The organism is Flavobacterium chungangense LMG 26729 (genome assembly GCF_000735715.2).
Classification (GTDB): Bacteria; Bacteroidota; Bacteroidia; order Flavobacteriales; family Flavobacteriaceae; genus Flavobacterium; species Flavobacterium chungangense.
Genome location: NZ_JASY01000001.1, coordinates 776,985 through 789,263, shown reverse-complemented (window position 1 = coordinate 789,263; position 12,279 = coordinate 776,985). Strand labels below are relative to the sequence as shown.

Sequence of the window (12,279 nt, the reverse complement as noted above, 5' to 3'; positions counted from 1 at the left end):
AATGGTGGTTTCCAATGGCACTGCAGATGCACCGGTCGTTTTGGTTTTGGTCAGTTTTCCCCAATTATCAAATGTATAATCGCTTACTACTCCAAAAGGGCTTGTTGATTGTGTTACCTGACCCAGTCTGTTGTAAACAAAATTAGTTACAAAGTTTTGATGATCTGTTTTTTTGACCACGAAACGTTTGGTGGCATCGTACTCGTCTGTTATTTTTCGGGCTGTCGGTGCCGGCAATGCATTTGGTGCAGAAACCGTTTTGGTCAGCAGATTCCCTACTGAATCATAAGTCATGTCCTCGACAATGGCATAGGTATTATGTCCTTTTTTCTCTGTTCGGGTAAGATTAGTTCCTGTGTAGGTATACACTTCTTCAGAGCTTCGGGTGTCTCCTGTGTAAATGCTCGTTGACGTATTTACTTTTTTAGGTCTCCCTATATAATAAGAGCTTCCCCCTCCTGATGGATTATTGTCATATTCCGTATCAACTGTAGTGGTTCCCTGCACGTTTGAACCATTATATTTTTTGGTAACCGTTCTGGTTTCTAAACCATAATAATTCGGGCTTTCAGCAGTTCCGTCGTAACTGAAAATAGTTTCACTTTTTATACCTGACAAATGGTCTACCGTGGTCTCTTTGGTCAATAAAACATTGAAAACACTATTATTGGAAACTGGGGCATTACTTCCGCCCTGAGTAGCAGCCGGAGTTGCGGTAAACTTGCTGTTATTGGCAGCACTAGCATAAAATCCGGGTTTTAAAATAATCTGAGGTGCCTGATAGTGAACTGCTATATCATTGTTTATTGCAGAGGAAGCCGTTATAGAAGCACCTGCTTTATAGGTCTGCCCGGCAGTTACAGGGGCTGTAATATTCAGAACATCCGAAATGGAGCTGGATGAAACAGTATCACCCCCGCCTTTTGTATATCCTCCAAATATACTGGTTTTAGTACTTAACAAATTTGAAGGTGTCGCATCAAAAACAGTAGTTCCTGTTGTGCTTGACCAGGTTATAATATTTGCTCCTCTCAGATTGACGTCATTGTGCTGCGTGGTCCATATTTTGGTATCGGACTCAGATAAGTACCAGCTGCTTCTTGTGGTTCTGGTAAAACCGACTGTCCCGTAATTAAAATTGGATACATAGCCGCGGTACCTGAAATCCTGATATTTCGAGATTCCATTGATTGTAGCGGTTAATTTGGAAACCAAATAACTGCCTGAGTTTCTGATAATCTCAATATTGGGATAGTTTACTGTATCTGCCGAAGAATAAAAATCAATGCTGCTATTTGTAGTACCAGTTTCAGGAGGCATCATTGGCTTGTACTCAATAGTCTGGATGATTTTTCCATTGGCTTCTGTGACTGTCTTTAATCGATTATCCTTGTCAAAATCTTTATTGAATTGGTAATATTCGATTTTGTTAGAATGTCCACGGACAATAACCAAATCCGTATTGGCACCATCGTATCTGTAATTGGAAACTAAAGGAATTGGGATATCAGGAGAACCTGACTCAAATTCATTTGAAGAATATGTTTGTGTAAACCCTGAAGCCTCAACTTTCCCTACATTATTCAAAAAAGCTGTTACACGCCATTTTGTATCATGGTCGTTGATTGTCCATTTTGGTTTGTAATACATTCTCCAAACACGAACCAAATCAGATTTACCATCTTTATTAATATCAATGGCATAATAATTACTTAAATGTATTTGCGTTTTGTAAGGATCGCTTTCTTTGCTCGTATCCGGGCGATATTCTACAATATTATGTGATTCTTTTACAAAAAATTCTCCTCCAGTCAATTTCTGATTACTATAATAAATATGCCATTGTATTTTTCCTTCTCCTCCTTCTGAATCAGGCAGCATTACATCTGTTTTGCGATCTCCGTTATAGTCGCCTAAAAGAAGTTGTTTGGTTTTTGAATATTTGTCTAATATACCTGAACCGATTACTTCTAATTCGATCCATGGGCTTACTGCAAGTTGCTTAAAACTTATAATTTTATAGGTTTTATCTGTGCCAATTACCAAAACATCTGATTTTCCATCTCCATTATAATCTGCGATATATTTTTTTTCTCCGATTAACAAAGAACTATTTTGAAACTTAATATATCCTTTCTCCCCAAGAGTGGTTGAGGCATTTGGGTCAAGAGACAAAATATAGCATTCCTGCTCTTCATATTTATAATATGTACGACATGTAATTCTAGATGTATACCAATCCTCTGTTTCTTCAAAATAATATTTCTCATTCACAGATTGGTATATTAACACTTCACTTATACCATCACCATCAAAATCCCCTTCTAAATATTCAGCAGAAGATTTTATTTTTGAGCCTTCTGTACAATTATGACCATAATCAAGAAAACCAGTATCAACTGTTTTATAAACATCTAAAAAAATATCATGAGTAACTAAATTATCAATATTTATAGTCTTAGATTGATTTAATACAACATTATTGGCTGATGTAAGATTATAAACATTAAAAGTAGTACTTGTTAATGTATTAGTTGTGGCTACAATTGAGTTAAATTGATTTAGCTTATTATTGGCTAATGTGGTTGCCGCAAAAGGTTTTATTCCATATCCAGAAGGCATTGCGATGCCTGCGTTTCCACTATTTTCTAAAAATAATTTGGTGAAAATTTTATTATCAGCAATAAAATCCAACTGTCCATCACCATCAAAATCACCAGCAGCTTCTGCTTCACTAAAATTTAGATTATTATTATACGTTTTTTCAGTCTTTGTAGTACTGGTTTGAGTTGTATTATATTCAAAAACTACCGGATTTGATTCTTCGCTTTGAGCATTGATTTCCTTTACACTTGTTACTCTTTCATATCCTGATTCATCTTCCGTATGTGTCAATTGATAAGTCCTGAAAGGTGTATTATTAGCATATACCTCTACAAATTTTAAAATTTTAGTTGCATAGACTACAGCCCCTTTCATATAATCCCTTTCTATACGTTTTGAATTATCGTACTTAAAAGCAATTTTATTCTGAGTTGCAATTCCTGCTGCAGTGTTTCCGCTAAAAACAATCGTATCAATATACAATTGGCTTGTACTGTTGTAAGTAACCGTTTGATACGTATAATCAATAAAATTTCCATATGTATCTTCAAAACGGACAATATACCAGGAATTAACCGATACTGAATTTTGCAGGCTTCCGCCTCCTTTTGAGCCGTACCAGCTTCTGGAACCATCCGGTGCCGTGACTATAAAATACGTTACAGTGCCTTCGATTTTTAATTCGATTTTAGTATTGCTTTTATATTCGGTTTCGTAGGTAGAACCGTGCGCCCAATACGTACCTGTTTTTATTAATAAGCGCTGGCCATCCAAAGACAGTTTGTCATTATCATCAAAATCAACTCCGTCTACAAAACCGTCAATATCACGACGCGTAGCTATACGACTGATTGCCGAAATACTGTTGATACTCCATCCCTGTCCTGCAATTCCTCCTCTTACACCACTGCTATAGGTAAGATTAATAATAGGTGCGACATTTTTGATACTGGGCGGTGTAGCTATAGGTAGCGTGTAAGTAGCAGTACCAGAAGCTGCTATCTGCAGTTCGCCTTTAGTATCTGTAAAATTTTGTGAAAAAGAAAAATGTGTAGCTAAAATAAAAATGAAAAAGTAAAAGTGTTTCATATCACAGTTTATTGCTTGATAATTTTAAATGATTTTGGGGCACCTGATTTGTAGTTAACTAAAACAACATACACCCCTGACGGATATGACTGAAACAAAATATTCTGGGTATTTGTATTTTTAGTTCCCTGAAACGTTTTTAAAACCTGTCCTGTAAGTGAAAAAAGCTGGATGGAGGTTACATAATTGTCATCAGTCAGTTCCCATTTTAGATACAGTTCTTCTTTTACCGGATTGGGATAGTAAGAAATCATATCCTCTCCTTCTATTTTTTCCAGGTCTTCATCAACAATGGCTTCAATTTCTTTAATCTGTTTTCCTGTTTCCGGCGGGCAGTTAACGCACAATGTCCTGCTTGTCTGATTGCCGGCATTATCATAACTAAACTTAATCTTCGTTTGGTTTTGGGCAGTGGACAATAGCGAAAAAGCCAACACCATTAGTATAATATAATATTTCATTAAACTGATTCTTTTAAAGTGATAAACTTATTTTTTTTGGGCAGCTAATAACAGCTTCATCTGAGATTTCAACTCTTCGATTTCCTTATTTTGCTGAATTAAATAAAGTGTAAGCTCTTCGATTTTTTCCTGCTGAATTTTTGCCATTTCTCCAAGTTCCAGCCCTTTTTCAGTAATTTCTTTTGCAGATGGTACATTAGGCAAATGACCATTTTGAGCGATGTACTCCTCTACTTTTGTAAGTGGTTTCAAATCATAGTTTTTTGCAAAAACATAATCGGCCCAGGTGTTGTAGACTTTTACTTCTTCTGCCCTTACTTTTCCTTTTACTGAAAGTCTGTAGGTTTCTGAACCATCTGTAAAACTTGAAGTACCTATACACAAATTAGTATCTATAAAGACGTCATGATCGAATTTTGATGTTCCTGTTTTTACCCAAAAATTATGTGCAATAGGCCATACTGCAATACCTCCAACTGTTAAATATGATCCAGGTTTCGGTAAATCAAAAAAAGCATTCAACCCGTCCTCATACATTTGAAAAACTGCTGTCTGTGTTTTATCACTCAATGTAAAAAGACTAGGACCATTAGCAGTGGCGTGATGTCTTAATCGATTCGCATCATTTCTGTCTTCTATTGCAAGCATCGTTTGTCCATTCGGTACTATATTAGATGGTGGCACATCGCTAAATGTTAATAATCTTGATCCACTTGTTGATCTTATAGTTCCAATATTTAATAATACACTTTTATCGAAACTATCTCCATGATCTAAAAATGTATAAGTCCTATTAATTGTTGGAAAACCTTCAATTTCAAGTTTAGCCTTTGGGTTATTTACACCTATTCCCATATTATTATTTGAAGTTGGATTATTTGGTAAAATACTTCCCCCGGCACCTGAACTGATTTGTGCATTTAAGGTTATGTTAAAAAAGAGAACGCTAAAAAAAAGCATTGTAAAATTATTTTTCATTGTTATAGTTTTAGTTATATTAAAATGTAAACGCCCCTTAAAGCTGTTAAGATTATTTTTTAGACAATAATGACTTTACCTGAGTTTTTAATTCTTCCATTTCTTTATTTTGTTGAATTAAATATTGCTTTTGTTCTTCAAGTTGCTTATTCAGCTGAATTAAATACAATGTAAGTTCTTCGATTTTTTCCTGCTGAATCTTTGCCATTTCTCCAAGTTCCAGCCCTTTTTCAGTAATTTGTTTTGCAGATGGCACATTTGGCAAATGACCGTTTTGGGCGATGTACTCCTCTACTTTTGCAAGTGGTTTCAAATCGTAGTTTTTGGCAAAAACATAATCGGCCCAGGTGTTGTACACTTTTACTTCTTCTGCCCTTACTTTTCCTTTTACAGAAAGTCTATAAGTATCTGAGCCATCTGTAAAGTTTGACGTTCCGATGCCGATATTTGCATCTGTTAGAATATTTCCTTCTATTAAGGCACTTCCATTTTGCACTACCAACTTATGAGGAAGACCAGGGACATAATTAGAATATCCACCAATACACAATTTAGAATCTGGCTTACCCATTTGCTGATATACCTTTCCTGTGCCATCCTCAAACACTTTAAGGTATTCTGTTTGATTTCGATCCAATAATGAAAATGTTCCAGTTCCCCCTGTTTCAGCACTTACAGCAAACCTTGTATGATTACTCCTATCATCAATAGCAAATCCAAAATTAGATTTTGCATCAAGATTTGATTGCGGATGATCAACAAAACGCAATAATCTACCATTGTCTAAAGGGTCTCTTAGAGTGCCTAAATTCAAAACCCTATCCCTAATATTCCTATCTTTCCAGTCAGTATAAGTTGATCCATCCGGAAGGGACTTAAAAAATTCTCCTTCATTAGCTTTTATACTACCTACTACCTCTAACTTATAAGTCGGCTCAGTAGTTCCTATACCCACATTAGTATTTGTAGTTGTACTATTAGGTAATACACTCGCAGCTCCTCCAGCACCGGTACTAATTTGTGCCTTTAGCGTTGTATTAAAAAAAAGAATTCCCAAAAAAAGCAGTGAAATTTTATTTTTCATTTTGTCTGAATTTATTTATTGTAATGCAGTGCAATATTAATAAATAAAGAAGGAATTATTCTTAATAAAAAAAATCTAAAATATAGAAATGAATTTTCATTAAAAAAACAAACTAATAATTATTTTAAATATAATTTCACAAGAAAAAAAAAACACTATTTCATTACAAAATGTACCAATTACTTATATAATTATCTCTACAAAGACATCTATCACAAATGATAAATCTAAAAAACTATCCAAACAAACTTTTCCTAAAATAAACAGCTAACCCCAGCAGATAAATAAAATTATCCAAAGCCTGCGCCATAACGATCCCTTGGATACCGAATATTACAACAAAATAATGACTCAAAAAATACAAAACAGCAAGTGAAGCTATTTCTGAAAGAATAAAAGCCTTTGTCATTTTTTTTGCAAAAAACTGAAATCCCAAAACCAATGCAGCAGATTTTAGAATATCGCCCGTTAATTGCCAAAAAAACAAGGTCGTAACTGGCAAAAAATCAGGAGTAAAGAGCAATTTTATAATAAAAAATCGAGCAAAGTAAATAACAGTTACCGCAAGTACAAATAGTGGCAAAATATTTTTATAAAAAGTCCGGAAAATATTTTGTGTCTCTTTGTTATTTTTGGCTATTGACAATTTTGGAAAAAAATAAACACTTAAAATTGTGGTAACAAACATCATATAATAAGTTGAAATCCTGGTCATCGTTTCCCAAAAACCGGCTTGCTCCAATCCTATCACTTCAATTATATTTTTTCGAATGACCAAATAAACTAATGGCCCTAACACAGAGGAAACCAAAGCCATAAGTGAATAAGATGATAACTTTTTTATAGTTTCAAAATCAAAATTTCGAAATTTAATTATTAATGAAAGACTAAGCTCTTTACTGATGAAATAAAACGTAACAAAAAACAATAATGAAGGTGAAATTACTATCGAAAGCAAAGCTCCCAAGGTTTTATAATTCCAAATCATGTAAAATGAAACCAACAAACCTATTGCATTCCCTGTGATATTTGTCCAAATTACTTCCTTAAACTTTCCCATGCCATTAATAACCGAAAGCAAAAAAGCCGAAATTGCATACCAGGGTAATACTAAAGCTATCGCTTTAAAAATTATTTGATAATCAAAATTATTTCCAAAAATTTGTGTGTTCCAAAACGCTGCTAAGAAGAACAAAATAAAGCTTGAAACAACAGCAACAAATAATAAGCTGATAAATGCCGTAGCAATTATTTTTTGAAGTTGCAACTTATCATTTTTGTGTTCAGCTACATATTTTACAACCCCATTTTGAAAGCCAAGAGTAGTAATACTTTCTAATGATGATGAAAAATTTCGAAGATTACCGACTAAAGCCATTCCACTGGGACCAACAAAAACAGCCAGTAATTTTGAGGTAATCAATCCTATTCCAATCTTTAATAATACACTCAGACTATTTAAAGAAGTAATTTTAAACAGATCGGTTTGTATTATTTTCTTTATAAAGTTCAATTTAATATCGATTTAAAATTTCAATAACAAAACTCACCTCATCATTTCTCATTACCGGACTAATTGGCAAACTCAAAACCTCATTGTGTATTTTTTCAGTAACCGGAAAAGATAACTTATTCCAGTCTGAAAATGCTTTTTGTTTATGTGTTGGAATTGGGTAGTGAATCATTGTCTGAATTCCGTTTTCTAACAAATATTTTTGCAATTCATCCCTGTTTTCAGTTCGGATAACAAACAAATGAAAAACATGATTTTCAGATAAGTTCCAAAAAGGCAATATTATTTTATTGTTTTTAATTTCAGCTAAATAACGACTGGCAACTTCACGGCGTTTCTGATTATCTTGATTTAAATCAGGTAATTTCAAATTTAAAAAAGCAGCCTGCAGTTCGTCTAATCTTGAATTAACACCAACCAATTCGTTATGATATTTTTTTTGAGAACCATAATTTCGAAGCGAATAAAGTACTTTTGCCAACTGCGCATCATTTGTAGTAATTGCTCCTCCATCTCCCAAAGCACCTAAATTTTTTCCAGGGTAAAAGCTAAAAGCAGCAGCATTAGACAAATTTCCCGATTTTTTATTTTCGCCTTTTAACATTCCACTTTCAACTAAAACGGCTCCATGTGCCTGAGCTGCATCTTCAATTACCAATAAGTTATTTTGATTTGCAATCTCATTAATAATTCTCATTTCAGCTAATTGACCGTAAAGATGAACTGCTAAAACAGCCTTTGTTTTAGGTGTGATTTTTTTTAAAATTAAACCAGGGTTAATATTGTAGCTCTTTAAGTCTGGTTCAGCTAAAACCGGGATCAAATCAGCATGCAAAATAGCCAGTACACTAGCAATATATGTATTTGCGGGAACAATTACTTCATCTCCTTTTTGCAGTTTCCCTAATTGAATGTATGCTTTAAAAATCAAAACCAAAGCATCAAAACCATTGCCGACACCTACACAATATTTTGTTCCACAATAGTGAGCAAAATCGCTTTCAAATGCCTTGACTTCATTGCCCAAAATATACCAGCCATTTTCTAAAACCAATTTCATTTTTTCATAAAAATCGGCTTCGTAAGACTCATTTATTTTTTTTAAATCGAGAAATTTAATCATAACAAAACTGTATCTAATACATCATAATTAGAAGCTTGCACTTCATAAAAGTCCTGAACAATAATATTTGCCCCAAAACTTTCTTTCCAATACGACAATCCATCGTTCAGGTTTCTACCCTGATTTTCATTGGAGATTCCGAAATCAAAGAAACGCTTATTTTTAAAGACCTCAGAAATCAATTTATAAAATAATAAATCAAGCCCTCCAAGTTCGTTTTTGTCTTCTTTACCAGAAATATATTGACTATGCGCAACTTTTGAACTTTCAAAAATAGTGGTTCCCGCAACTATACTGCCATTTTCATAGACATTAAATTGACGGATTTTTTGGGGAAATAAGGCCTTTAATCTTGTTATTTCTTCTAAGGTATGTACCGGTTTAGCCTGATGTTTTAGTAATAAATTTGGAATTAATATTTCATTCCAAAAATCATTAAAATCATCAACTTCTTTAATAACCAAACCATTGTTTATTCCGGATTTGACACCTCTCTTTCTAATTTTAGACAACGTATAAGGTTCAGATAAATCAATAACAGCCAGAGTATCTCTTCTGACTAATTGTGCTTTTAATAAAAACAATATATAATTCAGTTCTTCAGCGGGTTTTTGATGATAAATGGAGGGAATTAATTTTAATTGCAATTTTTGAATATTATTGTCATTCAAAAATTGCAAAACGGCTTTAAATATTTGAATAACTAAGGCCAATTTTATTTTATCCCCATAAGCTACTCCCCCATAAGTTAATCCCTGATGCGAGTACAAAATTCCTTCTGACTTGTTAGCAGGCAAGACGGCAACCAATTTTTCTCCTTCAAAAACCATTAGAGAATAATCTTCAAAACGATCTTTATGGTATTCCATAAAATCCCGGTGAAACAGAAACGTAGCATTTTTGGCCTGGACAATAAAGTCATTCCATATTTTATAATCGTTCTCGGTATATTTTTTTACGGTATATTTATTCAATTTTACTTTTTATTTATGATCGAATGCCGGCAAATACCATTTGAATTTTACTGCCATTAAACGTACCGAAATTATAACAATTGAAGTTGTCAAATACAATATATCATCATTTAATTCTAAACTTCTTAAAGCAAAAAACACAATTCCTCCAAAAATACAAATCGTAGCATAAATTTCCCTTCTGAAAATCGTTGGGATTTCTGTACACAAAATATCACGAATAACTCCGCCAAAACAGGCTGTCATTGTTCCTAAAGCGATACAAATTACAGGATGCAGCCCAATAGAAATTCCTTTTTCAAGACCAATTAAAGTAAAAACCCCTAAACCAATCGTATCAAACAGAAATAATGAGGTACGAAGCTTATCGAACTTTTTCCTAAAGAGAATTGCAAATCCAAAACCTAAAATAATCACATAAACATATTGCAGATCCAGCATCCATCCTACCGGAGTTCTTCCAATCAGAACATCACGCAGCGTCCCGCCTCCAACTGCAGTAACAAAAGCAATTATAAAAACACCAAAAGGATCCAGTTTTTTATGCATGGCTGTTAAAGCACCTGACATAGCAAATGCCATTGTACCGATAATATCTAAAAGATGAAACATTTTTTTAGGTTCTAAGGTTCTGAATCATTAAGTTTCTAAGATTCAAAAACTATCTTTTTTTATTGAATTTGACATTGTCATTGATATTGACTTTTACACCCTACATGTTTTGTGTATAGAAATTATAATCTTTTAAAACAGTACGAATAAAATCTGCAGGGTCTCCTATAGATTGATTTTTAATTCCTGCAACCTTTTCTATTTTATGAACCAGTTTATAAATAATTTCGTAATCGTTTTTTTCTTCTGCCATTAAAAAAGTTTCCTTAATAATACGCATATCATTGTCTGATAATTTTATAACCAAAGGATAAGTGGGTACATATGCATCTCCTATTTCTTCTAATATGGTATGGCTGATATCAATTTTGTTTTTTAAAGTAATTACTGCTGTTCCTGCTACCATATCTCCTAATCGTTGGCTCTTTTTACTTGAAATCATTGTTATTAAACCAATAATTGAAGCATCTAATAATCTAAAAAACCATCGCATAAGATAATCTCCAAATCCAGCCTGATAACCGTCTATTTTTACAACCTTAATTTTGACCAATTTTTTTCCTATTGTTTGTCCCTCAAAAATACTTTCTAATGTAATAGTGTATACAATAATTGGAAGAGATATTATAATAAAGACAGCTCTTATTGACCATTCATCCAATGTATCAATTATTTTATCCAATCTTAACCAATAAAAAAACACCAGTCCAATTACTATCAAATAGGCTATTTTTATGATCAAATCGAGTAAATAGGCTCCTATTCGCTCACCTGCAGAAGCCGCTTTAAAATTTATTTTAACATTTTGTGTTGTAGTTATAGATAATTCTGACATATTTTATATTTTAGCCCTCGATGAGAGAAGTTGCATTCATAAAACAAAATAAAGAAAAATGGCTGGAATTTGAACTGGCTATTTTTGGTAAAGCTAAAAAAAATCCTGATGAGTTAGCTAATTTGTACATTCAAATGATGAATGACCTGTCGTATGCCCAAACGTATTACCCAAAAAGTAAAACTGTTATTTACTTAAATCACCTTGCATCGCAGATTTATCAAAAGATTTACAAAACCAAACGAACCGAAAAAAACAGGTTACTTGAATTTTTCAAAACAGAAGTCCCCCTTCTGGTTTACAATTACAGAAGATATTTGCTGTATGCATTTGTACTGTTTTTTGTATCTGTAGGCATTGGCGTTATTTCTGCAAGATATGATCCTGATTTTTCTCGATTAATATTGAGCGATGGCTATGTAAACATGACACTGGAAAACATCAAAAAAGGAAACCCAATGGCTGTTTATGGTTCAGGAAGCGACTGGGGAAGCTTTATTAGCATTACAAAAAACAATTTAGAAGTTGGAGCCAAATGCTACATTTATGGCATTTTTGCCGGAATCGGAACTTTTATCTTTTTTCTGCAAAACTGTATCATGATAGGTACTTTTCAATATTTTTTTTATGAACAAAATGTTTTCTGGAAGAGTGTTCGCGGCATTTGGATTCATGGATCTATGGAAATTTTTGCTATGGTAATAGAAGCTGCCTGCGGATTTATTTTAGGCGCTTCCATGCTTTTTCCGAAAACTTTTTCAAGGATAAATTCTTTTAAAATGGGCTTTAAAAACAGTTTTAAAATATTCTTAAGCACTCTGCCTTTTACAATTAGTGCAGGATTCCTTGAAGGTTTTATTACCCGCTACTCCATAGATATGCCAAACTGGCTTAGTATTTTTATCATCCTTTTTACTTTATGTGCTATTTCCTTTTATTATTTGGTTTATCCTTTTATTGTTCACAAAAAAATACAACAAGCATCTGCTAAATTGAATTAACGAAA

The 12,279-nt window shown here is 33.3% G+C and carries 10 protein-coding genes; 1 reads left to right on the top strand and 9 read right to left on the bottom strand.

Annotated features, from left to right (window positions below):
• The 9 genes from JE46_RS03075 to JE46_RS03035 all read right to left on the bottom strand — a co-directional run.
• Positions 1-3,693 (bottom strand): SpvB/TcaC N-terminal domain-containing protein (locus JE46_RS03075; RefSeq protein WP_035136372.1); only part of this gene is annotated, 3,693 nt, incomplete at its 3' end.
• 8 nt (positions 3,694-3,701) lie between these two features.
• Complete coding sequence (locus JE46_RS03070) at positions 3,702-4,154, bottom strand: T9SS type A sorting domain-containing protein (protein ID WP_167343412.1); 453 nt, start codon at positions 4,152-4,154, stop codon at positions 3,702-3,704.
• 27 nt (positions 4,155-4,181) lie between these two features.
• Positions 4,182-5,132, bottom strand: coding sequence for a hypothetical protein (locus JE46_RS03065; protein WP_051872806.1), 951 nt, complete (start codon positions 5,130-5,132; stop codon positions 4,182-4,184).
• 52 nt (positions 5,133-5,184) lie between these two features.
• Positions 5,185-6,216, bottom strand: coding sequence for a hypothetical protein (locus tag JE46_RS03060; protein ID WP_051872805.1), 1,032 nt, complete (start codon positions 6,214-6,216; stop codon positions 5,185-5,187).
• 235 nt (positions 6,217-6,451) lie between these two features.
• Entirely contained in the window at positions 6,452-7,729 is a 1,278-nt protein-coding gene (locus JE46_RS03055) for an O-antigen translocase (RefSeq protein ID WP_031453791.1), read from the bottom strand.
• 1 nt (position 7,730) lies between these two features.
• Positions 7,731-8,852 carry a DegT/DnrJ/EryC1/StrS family aminotransferase gene (locus JE46_RS03050; protein WP_031453790.1) on the bottom strand — a complete coding sequence of 374 codons (1,122 nt, stop codon included), beginning with the start codon at positions 8,850-8,852 and terminating at the stop codon, positions 7,731-7,733.
• Positions 8,849-9,826, bottom strand: a complete 978-nt coding sequence (locus JE46_RS03045) for a hypothetical protein (protein ID WP_031453789.1) — start codon at positions 9,824-9,826, stop codon at positions 8,849-8,851. Before JE46_RS03045 ends, JE46_RS03050 begins: the two co-directional genes overlap by 4 nt.
• Before the next feature lie 9 nt (positions 9,827-9,835).
• Entirely contained in the window at positions 9,836-10,438 is a 603-nt protein-coding gene (locus JE46_RS03040; protein WP_031453788.1) for a trimeric intracellular cation channel family protein, read from the bottom strand.
• A gap of 100 nt (positions 10,439-10,538) precedes the next feature.
• Positions 10,539-11,273, bottom strand: a complete 735-nt coding sequence (locus JE46_RS03035; RefSeq protein ID WP_031453787.1) for an RDD family protein — start codon at positions 11,271-11,273, stop codon at positions 10,539-10,541.
• 20 nt (positions 11,274-11,293) lie between these two features.
• Between JE46_RS03035 and JE46_RS03030 the strand changes: the two genes are divergently transcribed.
• Positions 11,294-12,274, top strand: coding sequence for a stage II sporulation protein M (locus JE46_RS03030; RefSeq protein WP_031453786.1), 981 nt, complete (start codon positions 11,294-11,296; stop codon positions 12,272-12,274).
• The last annotated feature ends 5 nt before the right edge of the window (positions 12,275-12,279 follow it).

Excerpts from the sequence above, each read along its gene's own strand:
- JE46_RS03050 (WP_031453790.1), bottom strand. The coding sequence starts at position 8,852 with ATGATTAAATTTCTCGATTTAAAAAAAATAAATGAGTCTTACGAAGCC.
- JE46_RS03035 (WP_031453787.1), bottom strand. The coding sequence starts at position 11,273 with ATGTCAGAATTATCTATAACTACAACACAAAATGTTAAAATAAATTTT.
- JE46_RS03040 (WP_031453788.1), bottom strand. The coding sequence starts at position 10,438 with ATGTTTCATCTTTTAGATATTATCGGTACAATGGCATTTGCTATGTCA.
- JE46_RS03060 (WP_051872805.1), bottom strand. The coding sequence starts at position 6,216 with ATGAAAAATAAAATTTCACTGCTTTTTTTGGGAATTCTTTTTTTTAAT.
- JE46_RS03030 (WP_031453786.1), top strand. The coding sequence starts at position 11,294 with ATGAGAGAAGTTGCATTCATAAAACAAAATAAAGAAAAATGGCTGGAA.
- JE46_RS03065 (WP_051872806.1), bottom strand. The coding sequence starts at position 5,132 with ATGAAAAATAATTTTACAATGCTTTTTTTTAGCGTTCTCTTTTTTAAC.
- JE46_RS03070 (WP_167343412.1), bottom strand. The coding sequence starts at position 4,154 with ATGAAATATTATATTATACTAATGGTGTTGGCTTTTTCGCTATTGTCC.